Annotated in this window: 13 protein-coding genes and 1 pseudogene; 9 read left to right on the top strand and 5 right to left on the bottom strand. The window is 74.8% G+C overall.

The window, feature by feature from the left end:
- The first annotated feature begins 83 nt into the window (after positions 1-83).
- The 3 genes from ACWFQ8_RS05895 to ACWFQ8_RS05885 are packed head-to-tail and all read left to right on the top strand — an operon-like array spanning position 84 to position 4,656.
- Positions 84-944 carry an oxygenase MpaB family protein gene (locus ACWFQ8_RS05895; protein ID WP_453785149.1) on the top strand — a complete coding sequence of 287 codons (861 nt, stop codon included), beginning with the start codon at positions 84-86 and terminating at the stop codon, positions 942-944.
- 26 nt (positions 945-970) lie between these two features.
- The gene (locus ACWFQ8_RS05890) at positions 971-3,058 is read left to right on the top strand and encodes a protein kinase domain-containing protein (RefSeq protein WP_453784955.1); all 2,088 of its coding nucleotides are present in this window, start codon (positions 971-973) and stop codon (positions 3,056-3,058) included.
- Positions 3,055-4,656 (top strand): phytoene desaturase family protein, encoded by a 1,602-nt coding sequence (locus ACWFQ8_RS05885; RefSeq protein ID WP_453784954.1) that lies wholly within the window; start codon positions 3,055-3,057, stop codon positions 4,654-4,656. The genes ACWFQ8_RS05890 and ACWFQ8_RS05885 overlap by 4 nt, the downstream gene beginning before the upstream one ends.
- Before the next feature lie 71 nt (positions 4,657-4,727).
- Here ACWFQ8_RS05885 and ACWFQ8_RS05880 read toward each other — a convergent pair whose 3' ends face one another.
- Both ACWFQ8_RS05880 and ACWFQ8_RS05875 read right to left on the bottom strand, forming a co-directional pair.
- Positions 4,728-5,177 (bottom strand): nitroreductase family deazaflavin-dependent oxidoreductase, encoded by a 450-nt coding sequence (locus ACWFQ8_RS05880; RefSeq protein WP_453784953.1) that lies wholly within the window; start codon positions 5,175-5,177, stop codon positions 4,728-4,730.
- 72 nt (positions 5,178-5,249) lie between these two features.
- Positions 5,250-6,455, bottom strand: a complete 1,206-nt coding sequence (locus ACWFQ8_RS05875) for an FAD-dependent monooxygenase (RefSeq protein ID WP_453784952.1) — start codon at positions 6,453-6,455, stop codon at positions 5,250-5,252.
- A gap of 122 nt (positions 6,456-6,577) precedes the next feature.
- Between ACWFQ8_RS05875 and ACWFQ8_RS05870 the strand changes: the two are divergent.
- The 3 genes and pseudogenes from ACWFQ8_RS05870 to ACWFQ8_RS05860 form a co-directional block, all read left to right on the top strand.
- Positions 6,578-6,817 (top strand): annotated as a pseudogene (locus ACWFQ8_RS05870) (TetR/AcrR family transcriptional regulator); the annotation flags it as partial.
- A 45-nt stretch (positions 6,818-6,862) separates the two neighbouring features.
- Positions 6,863-7,513, top strand: coding sequence for a hypothetical protein (locus ACWFQ8_RS05865; RefSeq protein WP_453785148.1), 651 nt, complete (start codon positions 6,863-6,865; stop codon positions 7,511-7,513).
- A gap of 212 nt (positions 7,514-7,725) precedes the next feature.
- Complete coding sequence (locus ACWFQ8_RS05860) at positions 7,726-8,103, top strand: VOC family protein (RefSeq protein ID WP_453784951.1); 378 nt, start codon at positions 7,726-7,728, stop codon at positions 8,101-8,103.
- Between the two features lie 852 nt (positions 8,104-8,955).
- Here the strand turns inward: ACWFQ8_RS05860 and ACWFQ8_RS05855 are convergent.
- A complete protein-coding gene (locus ACWFQ8_RS05855; RefSeq protein ID WP_453784950.1) occupies positions 8,956-10,710 on the bottom strand; it encodes a serine hydrolase in 1,755 nt (584 codons plus the stop codon).
- 1,894 nt (positions 10,711-12,604) lie between these two features.
- Between ACWFQ8_RS05855 and ACWFQ8_RS05850 the strand changes: the two genes are divergently transcribed.
- The 3 genes from ACWFQ8_RS05850 (at position 12,605) to ACWFQ8_RS05840 (ending at position 17,068) form a co-directional block, all read left to right on the top strand.
- A complete protein-coding gene (locus ACWFQ8_RS05850) occupies positions 12,605-13,711 on the top strand; it encodes a nitronate monooxygenase (protein WP_453785147.1) in 1,107 nt (368 codons plus the stop codon).
- A gap of 122 nt (positions 13,712-13,833) precedes the next feature.
- On the top strand, positions 13,834-15,390 hold the full coding sequence (locus ACWFQ8_RS05845) for an acyl-CoA synthetase (RefSeq protein WP_453784949.1): 1,557 nt from the start codon (positions 13,834-13,836) through the stop codon (positions 15,388-15,390).
- 538 nt (positions 15,391-15,928) lie between these two features.
- Positions 15,929-17,068 (top strand): calcium:proton antiporter, encoded by a 1,140-nt coding sequence (locus ACWFQ8_RS05840; RefSeq protein ID WP_453784948.1) that lies wholly within the window; start codon positions 15,929-15,931, stop codon positions 17,066-17,068.
- Between the two features lie 233 nt (positions 17,069-17,301).
- Here ACWFQ8_RS05840 and ACWFQ8_RS05835 read toward each other — a convergent pair whose 3' ends face one another.
- Both ACWFQ8_RS05835 and ACWFQ8_RS05830 read right to left on the bottom strand, forming a co-directional pair.
- Positions 17,302-18,435: a helix-turn-helix domain-containing protein gene (locus ACWFQ8_RS05835; protein WP_453784947.1), complete on the bottom strand. Its 1,134-nt coding sequence runs from the start codon at positions 18,433-18,435 to the stop codon at positions 17,302-17,304.
- A gap of 614 nt (positions 18,436-19,049) precedes the next feature.
- Positions 19,050-21,503, bottom strand: coding sequence for a penicillin acylase family protein (locus ACWFQ8_RS05830; protein WP_453784946.1), 2,454 nt, complete (start codon positions 21,501-21,503; stop codon positions 19,050-19,052).
- Positions 21,504-21,682: the final 179 nt, after the last annotated feature.

Genomic DNA, 21,682 nt, shown 5'->3' with positions numbered 1-21,682 from the left:
CAGGGCCGGGACCAGGACCGGTCGCGGCAGCGGCACCGGCTGCGGGCCGCCCCCCGGGACCGGGCCCCGACCCCGACCCCGGGCTGTACGGGCCCTCGTCCGTCACCTGGCAGTGCCACGGCGACCCGATGATGTGGATCGCCGGGGTGCGCGCGCTCTACCTGCAGGCGCTGCACCCCCGTGCCGTGCGCGGGGTCATGGCGAACTCCGCCTTCGAGCGCGACGCCTGGGGCCGCCTGCTGCGGACCGCCGACTTCGTCGGCACCCTCACCTACGGCACCACCGAGGCCGCCGAACGTGCCGGCGGCCGGGTCCGCGCGATCCACCGCAAGCTCTCCGCCACCGACCCGGTCACCGGCGAGCGCTTCCCCGTGGACGACCCCGAACTGCTGCTGTGGATCCACTGCGCGCAGATCGACAGCTTCCTGCACGTCCTGCTCCGCTCCGGCATCCCGCTGGACCCCGCCCAGGCCGACCGCTACGTGGACGAGAACCGCGTCAACGCCCGCCTCGTCGGCCTCGACCCCGCCACCGTCCCCGCCGACGCCGCCGGACTGGCCGCGTACTTCGACCGCGTCCGCCCCGAGCTCGCCGCCGGTCCGGACGCCCGTGCCGTGGACGATTTCCTGCGCGGTCCGCCCGTCCACCCCCTCCTCGTCCCTGGCCGAAATCTGCTGTGGCGACCGCTCGCCGGTCTCGCGTACGGGTCCCTCCCCGGCTGGGCGCACCAGCTGTACGGCCGGCCCGCACCGCCTCCTCGTACCGTCACCCGGCACCTGCGCCTCACCGGACGCGCGCTGCGCACCATCCCCGCAGGTCTGCGCTGGCAGCTGCCGCCAGGTCACATCTTGAAAGCGATGCGCCGCATGGGCCCCGGGAGCCGCCCCGCGCCGTACACACTGCGTACATCAGCGGCCATACTGGACGGGCCGGGGAGGGCGTAGCACGACGACGGGGGCGGCTTCAAGACATGGCGGAGTCCAGACTGATCCAGGGTCGGTACCGGTCGCTCGACCTGATCGGCCGCGGCGGCATGGGCGAGGTGTGGCGGGCCCGGGACGAGTCGTTGGGCCGGCAGGTCGCCGTGAAGTGTCTCAAACCGCTCGGTCCGGAACAGGACGCGCACTTCACCCAGGTGCTGCGAGAGCGGTTCCGCAGGGAGGCCCGCGTCGCCGCGTCGCTCCAGCACCGGGGCGTCACCGTCGTCCACGACTTCGGCGACGACAGCGCCGCCGGCGGCCCCCTCTACCTCGTCATGGAGCTCCTGGAGGGCCGCAACCTCAGCCAGCTCCTGGAGGACAACGACACCCGGCCGCTGCCGGTGGACGTGGTCGTCGACATCGCGGAGCAAATGGCGGCCGCCCTGGGCTACACCCACGACCAGGGCGTGGTGCACCGTGACCTGAAACCGGCCAACATCATGCGGCTCACCGACGGCACCGTGAAGATCTGCGACTTCGGCATCGCCCGCCTCGCCCACGACATCGGCTTCACGGCCAAGCTCACCGGCGGCGGGATGGCCATGGGCACCCCGCACTACATGTCTCCCGAGCAGATCGCGGGCGGCGAGGTCGACCACCGCAGCGACCTCTACTCCCTGGGCTGCGTCCTGTACGAGATCGCCACCGGCGCGCCGCCCTTCGACCTCGGCGACTCCTGGTCGGTGCTGGTCGGCCACCGGGACACCGCGCCCGTGCCACCGCGCGAGCACCGCCCCGAGCTGCCCGGCTACTTCGACCAAGTGGTCCTGGACCTCCTCGCCAAGCGCCCCGAGGACCGGCCGGGCGACGCCCGCCACGTCCACCGCCGGCTGGTCGAGGCCCGGATCGGCCCGAGCGGCCCGCCCGGCGCGGCGGCCCCGCTGCCGGCATGGGCGCACGGCATGACCGCCGGGCGCAAGGCCGGCCTCGACGCCCGCCCCGCGAGCGGCGCGTGGGCGGTGCTCACCGGGTCCTGGTCAGCCACCGAGCAGGTCACGCCGCCCGCGAGCGGCCCCCACCTCCACCCCCGGCCCACCGCCCGCCCCGAGCCGGGCCGGGACCCCCGGCTCACCGCCGCGTACGGGCTCCCCGGCCGCCCGTCCGGGCCCGGCACGGGCGCCGACGCGCTCGCGGCCGGGCACACCCACGCCTTCGCCCTCAGCCGCGCGGGCCGCCCCGAAGAGGCGCTCGCCGTCTACACGGCCGTCGCGGACGGGCGCGCCCGGGCCCTCGGCGCGGACCACCCCGACACCCTCGCGGCGCGCCAGGAAACCGCGTACGAACTGGGCCGACTCGGCCGCCACGCGCAGGCGTACGAGATCTACCGGACGGTGCTCGACGCCCGCGACCGGACCGCGGGCCCCCGCCACCCCGACACCCTGCGCTGCCGCCACAACCTGGCCTGCGCCCTCGGGGCCCTCGGCCGGCACGCGGAAGCCCACACGACGGCGGCCGAGGTCGCCGACGCCCGGGCCGAGGTGCTCGGTGCCGATCATGTGGACACCCTGCTGACCCGCTACGAGGCCGCGTACGCGCTGGGCCGGCTCGATCGCTGGGAGGACGCGCTGACCGGCTTCCGCGAGGTCGCCGGCGCACGGGAGCGGGTCCTCGGCCGAGACCACCCCGACACCCTGGCCGCGCGCTACGAGGTCGGCATCGCCCTCGGGCGCACCGGGCGGCACGCCGAGGCCCTCGCACTCTTCCGGGCTCTCGTCCTGGACCGCACCCGCGCGTACGGGACCGCCGACCCGGAGACCCTGCGCGCCCGGCACGTCCTCGGCGTCAACCTGGGCCGGCTCGATCGCTGGGAGGAGGCGGTGGAGGAGGCGCGGCAGGTCGGCGCGGCGCGCGCCGAGGCACTGGGCGCCGAACACCCCGACACTCTGGTCAGCCGCCGCGAACTGGCCGTCGGGCTCGGCCGGCTCGGCCGCTGGGAGGAGGCCCTGCCCGTCTACCGGGACCTGTCCGGCATCCGCGAGCGGGCGCTCGGCGACGACCACCCCGACACCGTCCTGGCCCACGCGGACGAGGCCCATTGCCTGGAGCGGCTCGGCCAGGTGTGCTACCAACAGCCATGACCACTTCGCGGGGTTCGGCACGGACAGGTCTCGACGACTTCGGCAGCGCGGTGCACGACGCGGTGATCGTGGGAGGCGGCCACAACGGGCTGGTGGCCGCCGCGTACCTGGCCCGGGCGGGCCGGTCGGTGCTGGTGCTGGAGCGGCTCGGCCGCACCGGCGGGGCCGCGGTCTCCGCCCGCCCCTTCGCCGGGGTCGACGCCCGGCTCTCGCGGTACTCCTACCTCGTCTCCCTGCTCCCGGCGAAGATCGTGCGCGATCTGGACCTGCGGTTCTCGGTACGCCGGCGCACGGTCTCCTCGTACACGCCGGTCGAGCGCGACGGACGGCCGGGCGGGCTGCTCGTGGGCGGCGGCGAGGCGCGCACCCGGGAGTCCTTCGCGCGGCTGACCGGCTCGGACCGGGAGTACGACAGCTGGCGCGCCTTCTACGGGACCACCGCGCGGGTCGCGCGCAAGGTGTTCCCGACCCTGACCGAGCCGCTGCCCACCCGGGCACAGCTGCGGTCCCGGATCGACGACGAGGCCGCGTGGCGGATGCTGTTCGAGGAACCGCTGGGGCGCGCGGTGGAGCGCGAGTTCGCCGACGACCTGGTGCGCGGAGTGGTCCTCACGGACGGGCTGATCGGCACCTTCGCGGACGCGCACGACCCCTCGCTCGCCCAGAACCGCTGCTTCCTCTACCACGTCATCGGTGGCGGGACCGGCGACTGGGACGTCCCCGTCGGCGGCATGGGCGCGCTCACCGACGCCCTCGCCGCCTCGGCCCGGGCGGCCGGGGCGCAGATCGCCACCGGTCACGAGGCGCTGCGCATCGACACGGACGGCAGCGGGCCCGCCGAGGTGCTGTTCCGGACGGCCACGGGGGAGGGGCGGGTCGCCGCGCGCAAGGTCCTGGTGAACGCCTCGCCCAGGGCGCTGGCGGAACTGCTCGGCGAGAGCCCCTCCGGCGCACCCGCCGAGGGGGCCCAGCTCAAGATCAACATGCTGCTGCGGAAACTGCCCCGGCTGCGCGACACGGCGGTGGACCCGCGCGAGGCCTTCGGCGGCACCTTCCACATCGCCGAGGGGTACGCCGAGCTCGCGCGGGCCCACGCGGAGGCCGCGGCCGGCGAACTGCCGTCCGTACCGCCCTCGGAGATCTACTGCCACTCGCTCACCGACCCGACGATCCTCGCTCCGGAGCTGGTGGAGCAGGGCTACCAGACCCTCACCCTGTTCGGGCTGCACACCCCGGCCAGGCTGTTCGCGCACGACAACCAGCAGGCGCGCGAGGTGCTGCTGACCGCCACCCTCGCCCAGCTCGACGCGCACCTGGACGAGCCGCTCACCGACTGCCTCGCCTTCGACGCCGAAGGCCGGCCGTGCATCGAGGCCAAGACCCCGCTGGACCTGGAGCGGGAGCTGCGCCTTCCCGGCGGCCACATCTTCCACCGGGACCTGTCCTGGCCGTACGCGGACGAGGGCGACGGCGCGGGGCGGTGGGGCGTGGAGACCGCCCACCGCGACGTGCTGCTGTGCGGCGCGGGGGCGGTGCGCGGCGGCGGGGTCAGCGGGATCCCGGGGCACAACGCGGCGATGGCGGCCCTCGGCCGCTAGGGGGCGGTGGAGGCGGGGGGGCCGTGGGGGCGCGCCGGGGTCGGGCCGGGGTCGGGCCGGGGTCGGCCGGGTCAGGCCGTGGGTTCGATCACGACGACGGGGATCTCGCGGTCCGTCTTGGTCTGGTACTCGTCGTACGAGGGCCAGTGCCCGACCATCAGCGGCCAGTAGGCGGTGCGCTCCTCGGGGGTCGCGGTGCGCGCCGTGCCCCGGAGCGTCCGGGACCCGACCTGCACCCGCACCTCCGGGTGCGCGGACAGGTTCTTGTACCAGGACGGGTGTTCGGCGGCGCCGCCGTTGGAGGCGACGACCACGTACCGGCCCTCGTCCTGGCCGTAGATGAGCGGGGTCCGCACCGGGTTGCCGGAGACACGGCCCAGGGTGGTGAGCAGGAGGGTCTGCGTGCCGTTCCAGTAGTGCCCCTCGGCTCCGTTCGAGCCGGTGTACAGCTTGACGTGGTCGAGCTGCCAGCTCCCCGGCCGGGGGTCGGTCGGGTGGTCCCAGTCGATGTCGTTCGTCATACGGCTCTGCCTGCCTTCGCATTGAACGGTCAGCAACTTCACCAACGAGCGTCAACGCGCGCGGGTACGCGGTTATGCCCCACCGGCCGCCGCCCGGTCGGGGAGGACGAAACCGTCGACCACGGTGTCCAGGGCCCGCAGGGCGACGCGGTCCGGTGTGGCGCGCACGGCCAGGTCGCGGGCGGCCGCGGCGAGCGGATGGGTGACGGCGGCGAACCGGCCTGCCCGCCGGGCCCGGACGCGGATGGCGTCGGTGCGCGCGAGGCGGGCCCGGCTGTAGGCGGCGAGGGCGGCCGGTACGTCGTCCGGGGCGGCCGGCTCCAGCAGGTGGGCCAGGACCACGGCGTCCTCGACGGCCTGGCAGCCGCCCTGGCCGAGGTTGGGGGTCATGGCATGGGCGGCGTCGCCGATCCAGGCGAGCCGGCCGCGGTGGTAGCGGGGGAGCGCGACGGCCAGGTCGTACAGGTCGTGCTGGAGCACGGCCGCCGGGTCGATCCGCGCGATGATCTCCGGGATCGGGTCGTGCCAGTGGCCGAAGCGGCGCAGGAGTTCGGCGCGGACGTCGGCCGGGCGGTGGCCTTCGGGAGCGACGGCGGTGGCGTAGACGTAGAGGCGGCCGTCCGCGAGCGGGACCACCCCGAAGCGTTCGCCGCGGCCCCAGGTCTCGGCGGTCGCGGTGGCTTCGGTGCTTCCCGTCCCCGCCCCGTGCGGTGCGGGCAGGACGGTGCGCCAGGCGGTCTCGCCGCTGTGCCGCAGGCCGGGGTGGTCCGGGAAGTACCGCCGGCGCAGGGGGCTGTGGATGCCGTCGGCGGCGATCACGACATCGGCGGTGAGCTCGCCGGCGGAGGTACGCACTACCGGACCGCTGCCGTCGGGGTCGTGCACGGAGGTCACGGCCGTCGCGTGGCGGACCGTGCCGTCGGGGAGCTCGGCGGCCAGCGCGCCGGTCAGGGCCGAGCGGTGCACGGCGAGCGGGGGCCGGCCGTAGCGGGCCGTCAGCGCGGCGGTGTCGGCGCGGCTCAACCAGCGGCCGTCGGGGCGGCGCAGCCCCATGGCCGCGGGCACGGTCCGGCCGGCGGCGCGGGCGGCGTCGAAGCCGATGGCGTCGAAGGCGCGCAGGGCGTTCGGGGCGAGGACGATCCCGGCGCCGACGGCGGCCGGCCCGGCGGCGCGTTCGCACACGGTGACCCGCCAGCCCCCGCGGTGCAGGGCCACGGCCGCCGTGAGCCCGCCGATCCCCGCCCCCACCACGACCGCGTGCCGCGGAAGCTCCGACATGACGCACCACACCCTTTCGCGCTGCCGGGCGTGCGCGGTACCGCGTATGCGTACCGCTCCACACCCTGCCTCTACAGATGTAGAGGCGGCATGGGTCCACTCTACAACCGTAGAGTGGACCCATGTCCACGCCTCCCCGCACTCCTGCCGCGTCCCTGCCCTCCCCCGACCGGAGGACCCTCATCGCGGACACCGCGATCGGCATCGTGGCCGCCGCGGGACTGCGCGGCCTGACCCACCGCGCCGTCGACGGCGCGGCCGGACTGCCGGCGGGCAGCACCTCGTACTACTTCCGGACGAGGACGGCTCTGATCGGCGCGTGCTACCAGCGGTTGGCGGAGCTGGACCTCGCCGACTTCGACGACGGCGTCGGGCCGCCGGGATCCGGACCCGGCGGCGTCTTGGGCGTGGTTCCGGGGGCCGGTCCGGGTACTGATACGGGCGCGGTCGCGGTCGCCGGGGCCGGTTCGGGAGTTGTCGCGGACGCTGGCAGGGGGGCCGGATCGGGCACCGGTGCGGAAGCGGGCACGGGCGTGGTCGCGGAGGAGGTTCCGCGTCCTGGTCCCGGGTCGGTGCCGCCGGATCGGGACGCGGCCGCGGCAGCCCTGGCCGGACTCCTGTACCGCTGGCTCACGGTGGGGCGCGCACGCCAGCTGGCGCGCTTCGAACTCAGCCTGGAGGCGGCCCGCAACCCCGAGCTGGAGACCGACTTCCACCGCGCGGGCCAGGGTTCGCGCGCCCGGGCCGCGCAGGCCCTCGCCGTCCTCGGGGCCGACCGGCCCGAGGAGGCGGCGGAACTGGTCGTCGCCTGGACGGACGGCCTCCTCTACGACCGGCTCGCCGGAGCCGCCGCCCGGTCCCTGCCGGCGCCGGACCTCGCCGAACTGACCGCCACGTTCCGCCGGATGCTCGACGCCGCCCTCGCTCCGCCGCCCCGGCCGGAGCCGGTGCCGGGGGCCGGCTCCGTGCCGTCGGGTCCGGTGACCGGGGCCGCTTCCGGGCTGTCCGGTCCGGTGCCCGGGGCCGGCTCCGGACCGCGCGGTCCGGGTCCCGCCTGACCGCTGCCGCCGGGGCACCCGGATGCGTCCGGTTACGGCACCCCGCTCGGGCGTGCCCGCGCACCCGGGTGCGTCCAGTGACCGCACTTCCGCTCGGACGTGCCCGCGCACCCAGGTGCGTCCAGTGAGGGCACACTCCCGCTCGAACACGTACACAACCGACGCCCAACGAACCGACGGAACCCGTGGGAGTGACGGCCTAGGATCCGGCCATGATCGCTGAACTTCAGTGCGTGGTCCTGGACTGTCCCGATCCGTTGCGACTGGCGGAGTTCTACCGGTCGCTGCTGGGCGGTGACGTCAACCGGCCGGACGCCCGGTGGTCGCTCGACGCGGAGTGGGCGACCCTGCACACCCCGTCCGGCACCGTCCTGGCCTTCCAGCGGGCCGCCGACTTCCGCCCACCGACGTGGCCCGACCCCACCCGACCGCAGCAGTTCCACCTGGACCTCGGGGTCCCCGACCTCGACGGGGCCCAGGAGCAAGTGCTGGCGGCCGGCGGGACGCTACTGGAGGCGGGCGCCGCGTCGCGGGGCTGGCGGGTCTACGCGGACCCGGCGGGCCACCCGTTCTGCCTGGTCCGCCACTGACCGCCCCGCCGGACCGGTCGCCGGACGCGCCCAGACCTGCCGCCCGGCCCCGCCGGACCCGCCGCCGGACCCGCCCAGACCTGCCGCCCGGCCCCGCCGGACCTGTCGCCCGCCTCGCCCAGACCTGCCGCCGGACTTGCCGGACCCGCCACCCGCCCCGCCCGGACCTGCCGCCCGGCCTGCCGGACTCGTCGCCATCCGCCTCGCCTCCCTCGTGTTCGTCGACGCTAGAGGGCGGGCGCCATTCAACGGCGGGCGCGGGTCGCCAGGTGCTGGGCCTGCGGACCATCCCGAGCGAGCCGAGCCGGCTCCCGCAGAGCGACCTCGACCTGCGGAGGGTGACGGTGCCGCTTCCGGGGATTTGCAGGCCGGTCACGGCTCCGCCGCCTGAGCCCGCCGCCTGACTCACCGGACCCGCCGCCGGCCCGCCAGCCTGCCGACCCGCCAGACCTGCCGCCCGACTCGCCCGCCCCGCTTGCCCGGCTTCCGGACCTGCCCGGAGCGCCCGCCCGGCCGGCCGGACCCGCCCCGCCGGGCCAGCCGGATTTGCCACCTGCCCCACCCGCCCGCCCGACCGGCCCGCCGGACCCGCCGCCTGACTCACCGGACCCGCCCAGACCTGCGGCCTAACTCGCCGGACTTGCCGCCCGGCTCTCCGGACCCGCCCCGGACCTGCCGCGGCGTTCCGGACGTACCGCCCGACTGGCCGGACCTGCCCCGCCGGGCCTGCCGGATCTGCCGCGCGCCCCGCTCGGCCCGCCGGACCCGCCCGGACCTGCCGCCCGGCGCGCCGTGGGTGCCGACCCCGGCCCGACGTCGGGTCGGGGTGGACCGTCATCCCCGGGTCACCGCCTAGTCCGCCGACCTGGACCAGCCGACGGCCCGGACGCGGGCGGCGTCGGCCTCGCGGTCCTCCGAGAAGAGGAGCCCCGCCGGTTCCGCCACGCGCACCACGTCGACGTACACCCCTCGCCCCACGTAGCGGCCCGTCGCGGTGTGCCGGAAGCGCAGGTGTGTCTCGCGGCCCGCCCGCGCGGGGGGCAGGGGGGCTTCGAGGCGGTGCCAGACGCGGCCGGACCAGCCGCCGGCCGAACCCCGGGGCCACGCCTCGGGGGCGCCGCCCGTGCTGCGTACCGTACTGAACGGCAGCGGCTCCCAGGCCTCCCCGTCGGACGAGACCTCCAGGTGGAAGGCGCCCTCGCCCGGCACCGTGTCCCACCACACGGCACACCGCAACCGGGCCGCGCCGGACGCGGGGGTGAGCGGGGGCAGGGTCAGGGTGCCCGATCCGCCGGGGGAGTTGCCCGAGAACCAGGCCGGGCCGCCGTGCCGGGTGCGGACCGGGACGGCGCGGGCGAAGCGGTTGCCGGCCGCCACGCGGGGCGCGCTGCCGGCCCGCCAGGTGCGCACGGGGTGCACGGAGTTGCCGAGCAGGATCAGGAAGGAGTCGGTGGAGGGGTCGAGGACCAGCGAGGTGCCGGTGAAGCCGGTGTGGCCGGCGGAGTGCGGGGTGGCCATGGCGCCCATGTACCAGTGCTGGTAGAGCTCGAAGCCGAGACCGTGGTCGTCGCCGGGGAAGCCGGTGTTGTAGTCGGTGAAGAGGAGCTCGACGGAGGCGGGGCGCAGGATGCGCCTGCCGGCGTAGACCCCGCCGTCGAGGAGGGTGCGGGCGAGGACGGCGAGGTCCCAGGCGGTGCCGAAGATGCCGGCATGGCCCGCGACGCCGCCGAGCGCGTACGCGTTCTCGTCGTGCACCTCGCCCCACACCAGCCCGCGGTCGAGGCCGGACCAGGGCGGCCGTTGCACCTCGGTGGCGGCGATGACCCGGCGCCAGGAGAGCGGTGGGTTGTATCGAGTGCGGTGCATCCCGAGTGGAGCAGTGATCTCGTCGTGGAGCAGGACATCCAAAGTGCGACCGGTGATCCGTTCCAAGAGCAGTTGGAGCGCGATCAGGTTCAGGTCGGAGTACCGGTACACGGTCCCCGGTGTCTCCTGCGGCCGCACCGACCACAGGAGGCGCAACTTCCCCTCGCGGGTGGACTCCTGGTAGAAGGGCGCCCACGAGCGCAGCCCCGAGGTGTGCGTGAGGAGCTGACGGACCGTGATGACCTCCTTGCCGCCGCCCGTGAACTCCGGCAGGTGGCGCCGTACCGGAGCCTCCAGTTCCAGCAGCCCCCGTTCCATCTGCTGCACGGCGAGCACCGAGGTGAAGAGCTTCGTCAGCGAGGCCAGGTCGAAGACCGTGTCCTCGGCCATCGGGATCCGCTCGGCCACCGGGAGCTCCAGGGCACGATCGGTGCGGCCGTCGTAGTCCGCGTACCGGACGGCGTCGCCCACGGCCCGGTGGAGGGCCACGGTGCGGCCCCGGCCGGCGAGGACCACGGCCCCGGCGTAGTAGGGGTGCTCGGGGGAGGGGCGCAGGAACCGGCGCGCCTCGTCCACCACACCCTCGAGGTGCTCCTCCAGCAACCCGGCCCGGCGCGCGGACCCGTAGCGCAGCCGCAGCCCTTGGAGCGCGCGCCGCTCGGCGGGATTCCCGGCCGCCCCGGCACCTCCGGGAAGCACGGCGCCCCACACGAGCACCCCAGCGAGCGCCAACAGCCCCACCCCCAACCGCCGCCGCGCCACCCCCCACTCACCCGCGCCCGCCCCCGCCTCGTCAGGTGCGGCGGCCCCCGCCCCGGCCGCACCCGACGCGGGAGTACCTGGCCCAGCCGCATCGGGCGCGAGGGTACGTAGCGCGGCCACATCCGCCCCGGCCGCACCCGCCCCGGCCGTACCTGTCCCGGCCGTACCTGTCCCGGCCGTACCTGTCCCGGCCGTACCTGTCCCGGCCGTACCTGTCCCGGTGGTACTCGGCCCCGCCGCGCTCGCCCCGGGTGTACCCGTGCCGGCCGCACCCGGCGCGAGGGTACGTAGCGCGGCCACATCCGCCCCGGCGGTACCTGGCGTGGTCGTACCCGCCCCGGCGGTACCCGCATTGGCCGTCTGCGCGGCAGTACGTAGCGCGGCCACACCTGCCCGGACCGTACCCGCCCCTGAGGTATCCGCCACGGCGGTACGTAGCGCGGCCATACCTGCCCCGGCTGTACCCGGCGTGGTCGTACCCACCCCGGCCGTATCTGCCCCGGCGGTACCCGACGCGATCGCACCCGGCGCGGCGGTACGTAGCGCGGCCGCACCCGCCCCGGCCGTACCCGGCGTGGTCGTACCCGCCCCGGCAGTACCCGCATTGGCCGTACCCCGCGCGGCGGTACGTGCCGTGGCTGTACCCGCCCTGGCTCCACCCGACGTGGCCGCGTCCGCCCGGGGTGCAACTGACGTGGTCGCACCCGGCGCGGCGGTACCCGGTGCGACCTCGTCCGGTGCGACCTGCCGTGGTGCGGCTGCGTCGCGTGCGTGCTCGACCGGTACGGACTCCCTTCGCGTGTCCGTGTCGCGTGCGGCCGCGACCCGCGCGGCTCTCCTTGGTGCGGCGGCGTCTCGCGGGGGCTCGACCCGTGTGCCCGCGCCCCGCGGGACCTCGTCCGGCACGGACTGCCGTGGTGCTGCCGCTTCTCGTGTTGGCTCGAACGGTGCGGCCGCACCCCGTGTCAACTCCCTCCGTGCGGCGGCGCCCCGGGCGAGTTCCCTGCGCGTGTCCCCGTCTTGTGTGCCCGTGACCCGTGCGTCCACGTCTCGCGTGCCTGGCGCGGCTGCGAACCGTGAGACCACCCGGCCGATTTCCTCCTGTGCACCCTCGCCTCGGGCGGCCGCATCGCCTACGCCTGCACCGGTGGCGTAGGCCCGATGTGCGAGCTCGTCTCGTATGGCTCCACTACGTGCAACCCGGTCCTGCGCGCCCGCACTGCCGGTGGCTTGGTTCGGCGCGCCTGCGGCGTCTGCGCCTACACCTTCCACGGCCGGGCCCCGCGCACTCGCGCCTGCGCCGCCCGCTGTGCCTTTGCCCGCGCTGCTCGCGTCCGCGCCGCCTGTGCTGCTCGCGTCCGCGCCGCCTGTGCTGCTCGCGCTGCCCGTGCCTGCGCTGCTCGCGCTGCCCGCACTGTCCGCGTCCGCGCTGCTCGCGTCCGCGCCGCCTGTGCTGCTCGCGCTGCCCGTGCCTGCGCTGCCCGCACTGTCCGCGTCCGCGCTGCCCGCGCCTGCGGTGCCTGTGCCCGCGCCTGCGCTGCCCGCGCTGCTCGCCCTGTCCGCGTCCGCGCTGCCCGCGCCTGCGGTGCCCGCGCCGCCCGCGCCGCCTGCGCTGCCCGCGCCCGCGCCGCCCGCGCGTTCCGCGCCGCCGGGGGCGGTGCCGTGGGGTGGCTCGCCCCGTGAGGCCTCGGTGCCGGTCTTCGTGCCGTCCCCCGTACCGACCATGTCCGGCCTCCTGTTCGTGGCTGCGCCGCACGCTAGTGGTATCTGCCCGCCCGTCGGCCACCCTTCGCACCGCCCGGGTGACAAAGAATCTGACACCGCATCAGAAAACCCCTTCCCTCGGTCGCCGGGCTGCGGCATCCTGCCGCCCATGGAGACGGAGCTGAGCAAGAAACTGGGAGTCGAGCACGCCATCTTCGGCTTCACGCCCTTCCCCGCGGTCGCCGCCGCGATCAGCCGCGCGGGCGGATTCGGCGTACTCGGCGCCGTCCGCTACACCGCGCCCGACGACCTCAAACGCGACCTCGACTGGATGCAGGCGCACACCGACGGCAAGCCCTACGGCCTCGACGTCGTCATGCCCGCCAAGAAGGCCGTCGACGGCATCAGCGAGGCGGACATCGAGGCGATGATCCCGGCGGGCCACCGGGAGTTCGTCCGCGCCACCCTCGCCAAGCACCACGTGCCCGAGCTCGCCGAGGGCGAGGCCTCCGGCTGGAGGATCACCGGCTGGATGGAGCAGGTCGCCCGCAACCAGCTCGACGTCGCCTTCGACTACCCCATCAAATTGCTGGCCAACGCCCTCGGTTCGCCGCCCGCCGACGTGATCCGCCGGGCCCACGACCACGGGGTCCTCGTCGCCGCCCTCGCCGGCAGCGCCAAGCACGCCCGCCGGCACGCCGAAGCCGGCATCGACATCGTCGTCGCCCAGGGGTACGAGGCCGGCGGGCACACCGGCGACATCGCCACCATGGTCCTGGTCCCCGAGGTCGTCGAGGCCGTCGCCCCGCTTCCCGTCCTCGCGGCGGGCGGCATCGGCAGCGGTGAGCAGATCGCCGCCGGACTCGCCCTCGGCGCCCAGGGTGCCTGGCTCGGCTCCCTGTGGCTCACCACCACCGAGGCAGATCTCCACTCCCGCGCCCTCACCGACAAGCTGCTTGCCGCGGGGTCCGGCGACACCGTGCGGTCCCGCGCCCTCACCGGAAAGCCCGCCCGCCAGCTGCGTACCGAGTGGACCGACGCCTGGGACGACCCGGAGGGCCCCGGCGCCCTGCCCATGCCGCTCCAAGGCTTGCTCGTCGCGGAGGCCGTCTCCCGGATCCAGAAGTACGAGGTCCAGCCGCTGCTCGGCACGCCCGTCGGCCAGATCGTCGGCCGGATGAACAGCGAACGCGGCGTCCAGGCCGTCTTCGACGACCTCACTCGGGGTTTCGAGAAGGCCGTCGACCGCATCACCCGCATCGCCGGGCGCGCCTGAGCCCTTCCTCCCGCACCGATAGCTCCAAACCGGTCCATCCAGCGCCCCCACCCGCACGTGCCGCACGCGCCGTACCGTCCACGCCCCGCCCCCGAGGACCGATCAGAGAGGAGCGCGACCGCATGACCGCCAACCAGCCGCCCAACGGCTTCTGGGCGCAGGCCGCCGTCGACCCCGAGCGCACCGTCCTGGTGACCCCCGAGGGCGAGGAATGGAGCGCCGGCCGGCTGCACGCCGACGTCAACCGCCTCGTCCACGGCCTGCGCGCCGCCGGCCTGCGGCAGGGTGACGTCTTCGCCGTCCTCCTGCCCAACGGCGTCGAGTTCGTCACCGCCTACCTCGCCGCCTCCCAGGCCGGCTTCTACCTCGTGCCGGTCAACCACCACCTCGTCGGCCCCGAGATCGCCTGGATCGTCTCCGACTCCGGCGCCAAGGTCCTGATCGCCCACGAGCGCTTCGCCGACGCCGCCACCGCCGCGGCCGACGAAGCGGGCCTGCCGCCCGGCGGGCGCTTCGCCGTCGGCACGGTCCCGGACTTCCTCCCGTACGGGGAACTCCTCGAAGGGCAGCCCGCAGCGGCCCCCGCGGACCGCACCCTCGGCTGGGTCATGAACTACACCTCCGGCACCACCGGACGCCCGCGCGGGATCCGCCGACCGCTGCCCGGCAAGCTCCCCGAGGAGACGTACCTGGGCGGCTTCCTCGGCATCTTCGGTATCCGGCCCTTCGACGGCAACGTCCACCTGGTGTGCTCCCCGCTCTACCACACGGCCGTGCTCCAGTTCGCGGGCGCCTCCCTGCACATCGGGCATCCGCTGGTCCTCATGGACAAGTGGACCCCGCAGGAGATGCTGGGCCTCATCGACCGGCACGCCTGCACGCACACGCACATGGTGCCGACGCAGTTCCACCGCCTCCTCGCGCTCCCGCAGGAGACGAAGGACGCGCACGACGTCTCCTCGATGCGGCACGCCATCCACGGCGCCGCCCCCTGTCCCGACCACGTCAAGCGGGCGATGATCGACTGGTGGGGCCGGTGCGTGGAGGAGTACTACGCGGCGAGCGAGGGCGGGGGCGCCTTCGCCACCGCCGAGGACTGGTTGAAGAAGCCGGGCACCGTGGGCAAGGCGTGGCCGATCAGCGAACTGGCCGTCTTCGACGACGACGGCAACCGGCTGCCCGCAGGCGAACTGGGCACCGTCTACATCAAGATGAACACCGGGGGTTTCAGCTACCACAAGGACGAGGGCAAGACGAAGAAGAACCGTATCGGGGACTTCTTCACCGTGGGCGACCTCGGCGTGCTGGACGACGAGGGCTACCTCTTCCTCCGTGACCGCAAGATCGACATGATCATCTCGGGTGGCGTCAACATCTACCCGGCCGAGATCGAGTCCGCGCTGCTCGCCCACCCGGCCGTGGCCGACGCCGCCGCGTTCGGCATTCCGCACGCGTCGTGGGGCGAGGAGGTCAAGGCCGTCATCGAACCCGCGGAGGGGTTCGTCGCGGGCGACGCGCTGGCCGCGGAGATCCTCCACCACTGCGAGCGGCGGCTGGCCGGCTTCAAGCGCCCCAAGTCGGTGGACTTCATCGCGGCGATGCCGCGCGACCCCAACGGCAAGCTGTACAAGCGGCGGCTGCGCGACCCCTACTGGGAGGGCCGCGAGCGCGCGATGTGACGAGCGCCCGCCCGGGCCGGGGCGGGCGCCGGCCCGACGTGTTCCTCCCGGGCGCGGGGCGTACCCGGGCCCGGCGCGGGCTCGTGTGCAGCAGGCCGGGACCGCCCTGAACGGTGCAGCCGGGCGGGACGTTCCAGACCGTGCCGATGTGCTCGCCGTTCGAGCCGAGCGGGGACGTAGGTGAGCGGGACGAGCGCGAGGCGCGGCGCAAGGCGGGACTCCTGGTCGTCGGCCCCGGCGTCGGTGGACGGCCGAGGGGTGAGGCGACAGCGCATACCGCCCGGTCGGCTGCAACATCGGCATTCCGTCTGGCGGCGACCACCCGGGGCCGGCCGTTCTTCGGCCGATCACGAGGGCGGTCCACCCCCGCCCCGGGTCGCGTGCACGCCCACTGACGCCCCGTCCCCGCCCGGAAGCCGCTCCTCCGCAACGGACCGGACACCGCCGCCCCCGAGTTCTTCGTGAGAATCACCACGTCAGCGCCGTGGGGGCGCGCGTTGCTCCGCACCCGGGGGACAGTTCTGGCAACTTGGCTGATATGAGTACGGCAACGCACAGATCACCCCTGACCGACTGGACCGTTCTGGTCCCCGTGGTGGCCCTCGCCGCGCTCGCCTTCAGCTGGGGGCGCGACCTGCCCTCATGGGCCGTGGTCCTGGTCTCCCTCTGCCTCGCGGGCGCCGTGCTGGCGGCCGTGCACCACGCCGAGGTGGTGGCCCACCGGGTCGGCGAGCCCTTCGGTTCCCTCGTCCTCGCCGTCGCCGTCACCGTCATCGAAGTGGCCCTCATCGTCACTCTGATGGCCGACGGCGGAGCCAAGACCTCCTCGCTCGCCCGGGACACGGTCTTCGCCGCCGTCATGATCACCTGCAACGGGATCGTCGGACTGTCCCTGCTCGTCGGCGCCCTGCGCAACCGGGTCGCCGTCTTCAACGCGGAGGGTTCCGGGGCCGCGCTCGCCACCGTCGCCACCCTCGCCGTCCTCAGCCTCGTCCTGCCGACCTTCACCACCAGCAAGCCCGGACCCGAGTTCTCCACCGCCCAGCTCACCTTCGCGGCCGTCGCCTCGCTCGCCCTCTACGGGCTGTTCATCACGGTGCAGACGGTCCGTCACCGCGACTACTTCCTACCCGTGGACACCGAGCGCCACCGCGAGGAGGCCGCTCGGGCGGCGGCCTCGGCCGCCACCGGCGAGGACGAGGACCACGCCGAGCCGCCCACCGCGCGCGCCGCACTGATCAGCCTCGGCCTGCTCCTCGTCGCCCTGATCGCCGTCGTCGGCAACGCCAAGGCCGTCTCCCCGACCATCGAGGCGGGCGTGGCCGGCGCCGGCCTTCCGAACGCCGTCGTCGGTGTGGTCATCGCCCTGCTCGTCCTGCTGCCGGAGACCCTCGCGGCCGTCCGCGCCGCCCGCCGCGACCGCGTCCAGACCAGCCTCAACCTGGCCTACGGCTCCGCCATCGCCAGCATCGGCCTGACCATCCCCGCCATCGCCCTGGCCTCGATCTGGCTCTCCGGCCCGCTCACCCTGGGCCTCGGCCCTGTGCACATGGTGCTGCTCGCCCTCACGGTCGTGATCAACGCCCTCACCATCGCCCCGGGCCGCGCCACGCTCCTCCAGGGCGGCGTCCACCTCGTGCTGTTCGCGGGCTTCATCTTCCTCGCCGTCAGCCCGTAGCCGCCCCGTTCCCCGGCCGGCCCGTTCCCCGGCAGCCCCGTTCCCCGGCCGCACTGCGCCGGCTCCCCGGTGAACGCCGCTTCTCAAGCGTGGACGCCGTCGCGGTGCGCCACCGGTGCGGGGGCAAGGCGTGGGCATCGCTTTCGTGCAGCAGGAACACCGCGGTGATCGAATCCGCCGCAGCCAGGCACGAGTCCTCGTCGCACGCGCGCGGGCACGTCTCCGTCACCCGGCTACGACGAACGGTCCGCACGCCGGCCGTCATGCCTTTCGGTCCCTTGGTACGGGCCACCGGGCGGGCCGGTGCCGGCGAGATCGAGCCGCTGGGCGAGGTTTCGGCGGCCGGTACGGCGTAGGGCGGCGGGGGTGGTGCCGTACCAGCGCTGGACCGCCCGGCGCAGGGCACGGGCGTCGGCGTAGCCGGTTCGGGCGGCGATCGAGTCGATGGGGAGGTCGGTGCCGTGGAGCAGCCGCGTGATGTGGTCCCGGCGGACCGTCTCGACTTCGGCGCTCCAGGTGGTGCCGTGTTCGTCGAGGCGCCGCTGGAGGGTCCGGGTGCTGACGGCCATGCGGCGGGCCACCGCGGACAGCGTGGGGGTCGCTTCGTCATGGGCGGAGGCCAGAGCGGCACGGAAGAGGTCCAGCCAGTCGTGCAGCGGGACCGCGGTGGCGAGGGTCTGCTCGGCGTGTCTTCGGAGCACCGCCGACAGGCCGGGCTGGGCGTGCGGGGTCGGCGCGTTGAGGTCGCGCGCGAGGAAGGTGATCGAGCTGACCGGAGCCTCGAAATCGATGGCGCGGGTGCCGTACAGCTCGATCAGGGAGGCGTGGCGGCGGGGCGCCTCGGCGGCCAGGGCGACACGGACGGGAAGGAGGCGCCGCTGTGTCGCCGTGCTCAGGCGGTGCAGGTACAGGCCCAGCGCACAGGCGCGCACGGCGCAGGCCGCCTCGTGGGCCAGATCGGCAGCGTTGAAGTGGCTGAGGGTGACGTGTTCGCCGTCCTCGATGACCTGGAGGTGGTCCGTGCTGACGTCGAGGACGGTGGCGATATGGGTCGACGCGTCCCTGATCCCGTCGAGCGGAGTGGGCGCGGAGGTGATCAGGTAGTCCCAGACGCCGAGGCTGCCGACGTTCGACTGCTGGGTCATCAGCAGCGACACCTCGGTCCAAGGGGCGTGTACGGTCGCCAGTTCCGCGATACGGATGCTCGTGCCGGCCGGGGGCCGGCACCGGTCGTCGTTGAGGTGTTCGGGGGCCAGGCCCAACAGGTGTGCGTACCCGGTCGGGGGGACGCCGAGAAGGCGTGCGGCATTGACGTTCAGACGGATGAGGGCGGAGGAGGTTGTTCCCTGGTGCGCATGCGAGACCACGGGGGCCGAGCATAGACCAGCCCGAGATGCCAGGTCACCGGCGGAGGGCGACGCGTGAAGTCCCGCTCCTGGCGCGGCGGGCCCCCTGTGACGCGTTCGGTCCCGTTGTCGGCGTGCGCCGCCAGGAGGCAGCCGGGTCTCTCGGCCATAGCGTGGGCAACGTCCTCGCACCTTGCGGTGAGACGACCGCGTCGCACACCGCGGCCGCCGAACGGCCCTTGGCCGAAGCCGCGTTCGCTCCGGCGCGGCAGCCGTGGCCCATTGCGGCGGGGTCGTCTCCGATGCGGAGTACGGGCGGTCCCGAGCGGAACGGAGCTCCCCCACGGGGGTGGGGGGCTCGGATCGCGCGAACAGCGGGGTCTCACCTCCCGCACTCCGCCCGGGAGCCGGTGGGCCGTGCGGGAGCCGGTCGTATCCGCGCGGCCCGGCGGCCATGCTCGCGGGCGACGGGCGACGGGCGACGGGCGACGGGCGACGGGCGACGGGCGACGGGCCCTGGCCGCGGCAGCCGTCGTCCCCGCGGGTGCCATTGCGCACAGTGTCGGGAGGTGTGGGTGTGCCCGGCAGCCGTGTTCGCGCCGGGCACACCCCGTCCGTCCTCATGGCCCCGCAGGTCAGCGGCGCTCGCGCGGCCACACCACCTTCAGCCGCGGCGAGGTGAGGATGTCCCGCTCGCAGAACCGCGAGGTCACCCAGTGCTCCCCGGCGAACAGCCGCGTCTGGTCGGCGTAGTACGGCGAGTTCGGGTTCGCCGACTGGCTGTACGTGAGCAGGGTGCGCGCCACCGGGCAGCGGCTGCCGTCCCAGCCGACCGCCTGGATGTGGCTGGAACCGTGCAGGACCTCGGGGTAGCCGCCGGCCGCCGCGTTCCACGGAGCCTCGATCTTGTTCCAGACGCCCAGCGCCTCGGTGCCCCCGCTCACCGGCAGTTTCTCCCCGCCGCGAAGCACGAACTGGTGCTCGCCCAGCGGGGCGTCCAGCGCGATGCCGGCCGTCCTCAGCTCCAGCACCGCGTCCGCCAGCGCCCGCCCGATGCCGGGAGCCGCCTGGTTGAGCGTACGGGGGGTGCGGACCGGATCGGCCGCCGAGAACGGTACGAGCCACAGCTCTCCGGCCGGGGTCGACGCCGTCAACTTGCGCCAGAACCGGTCGAAGAGCAGCGCGCCCCGACTGGAACTGTCGGCGGTGCGGTCCCATCCCGCCAGCACCGCGCAGGCCGCCGAGACGTTCACCACCGTGCCGTTGCCCGCGGTGGCCGTCCCGCCGGGCAGGGCCGCACAGGCCTTCGCCGCGTCGACCGCCGCCAGGTCACCGGCCGGGACCCGGTTCGCGAACTGCTGCCGCTGCAGGTCGGCCACCGTCAGGCGGCCCCGCGCGGCCATCGCCGCCACGTCCTCGACGGCCCCGCGGGTGCGCAGCGAGCGCGGGGTGCCGACGTTGCCCCAGATCCGCTCGTAGCCGGTCAGCGGACGCTCGGCGTTGGCCAGCCAGGCGCTGTCGTTGGAGTTCTCGGCGTACGGGGCGTCCCGCAGCGTCGGCGCCTTCCCCGGGCCGAACACCCCCGGCTGCACCGCGTCCGGGTCCGACCCGATCGCGCAGTCGCCGCGCGAGCCGTCGAGCACCGCCAGTCCCGACGACGGGTACGTGGCCCGGCCGAGCGGGGTGGAGCAGCGGGCGGCGAGCTCGTCGGTGATCCGGGGGAGCACCTGGGACTGGGTGAAGAGGGTGCCGCCCGCGGAGTCCGCCGCCACGGTGTTGACCCAGGGCAGTCCCTGGGTGCGTTTCAGTGCCTCCTGGATCCCGGCGACCGAACGTGCCCGGCCCATGGCGAGCGCGGTGTCGGAGCCGCGCAGGTTCGCGGCATTGGGGTCGTTCAACGCGTACGCCGTCCCGGCGGTCCAGGGCAGCGGGAGGTTGGCGCCGAGGTGGGAGACGACCGGGCCGTAGCGCGTCCACCACTGGGTCCGGGTGATCGGGTCGCCGCCCGCGACCGGGACGGTGACCGTCCGCCGGGTCATCTTCTCCGACGTTCCGTCGACCAGGTAGGCCGTCGGGTCGGCCGGGTCGAGGGAGAGCTGGTGCAGGTTGACGGGCGTGCCCGTGGCGACGGTGTGGCTCCAGGCCACCTTCTCGTTGAAGCCGATGTTGACCACGGTGGTGCCCAGCAGGGAGCCGCCCGAGACGTTCAGCTCGCCCGGGATGGTCTGCTGCGACTGCCAGAAGCGGCGGCCGCCCTGCCACGGGTAGTGCGGGTTCCCGAGCAGCAGGCCGCGGCCGTTCACGGTGGTCGAGCCGTTGAAGGCCACCGCGTTGGATCCCATGTCGTAGCGGGTCGTGTCGAAGAACTCCCGCGCGGCCTCGGCGGCCCGCGCCGGATCGACCACCTCGGGGACCGCCGCCCGGGCGGCCGGTGCCGGGGGTCGCGCGGCCGTGATGCCGTCGACGCCGCGCCCCTGCCCGCCGAGGACGGAGACCGCGAAGCCCCGGGCGGCCACTTCGGTGGCGGTGACGGGGCGCACCCAGCCGGCGTCCTTGCACGCCGGGTCGGTGATCTTGTTCTGGGCGAGCCAGGCGTTGTAGCCGGCGGCCCAGCCGCGCATCAGCTCCTTCAGGTGCCCGCTCGGCCCGGCGGGCGCGGTGGTGGCCAGGAGCTTCTCCACCGTGCCGGAGTCCCGCACGCCCTTGAAGTACAGGTCGCTGGAGAGGTTCCGGGCGGCGGAGGAGAGCGAGCCGTCGGGCGCGGCGTCGGGCCCGAACCAGCGGGAGCGCTCGCCGGCTACGGTCACGAATCCGTCGGCGAGGGCGCAGACCTGGTCGGCGGCCTGGGCCCAGCCCGTGCCGAAGCCGAGGTGCGCGTAGTCGCGCGCGAGGATGTGCGGGATGCCGTGCTCGGTGTACCGGATGACCGCGGAGAGGCCGCCGCCGGACGGGCCGAGGTCCTCGCGGTCCGCGGCGGCCGTCGCGGAGGCCTGGGGGAACGCGGCCGTCGCGGCGAGCAGCGCTGCTCCGACCGTCGCGAGGCGGCGCAGGAACGGGCGGGTGCGGTGATGGCCTTGACAGAAGCTCAACGTACCTCCCAAGTGGCTTGCGGCTGGGCGTGGTTGCCCGTAACGCAGGCGGTGCGTGGTGTGCCCCCACACTCATGCAGGCGAGGTGATGGTCTGTCAACATCCCGTTTGGTATCCCCTGGGTGGACCGCGAGGCCCGGGGCCGGGCCGGCGCGGGGCCTGAACGTCGCGGGGCCGGG

The organism is Streptomyces sp. NPDC055254 (genome assembly GCF_053606025.1).
Note: the sequence above shows the minus strand (reverse complement) of the source record. Positions and strands in the feature narration are given on the sequence as shown.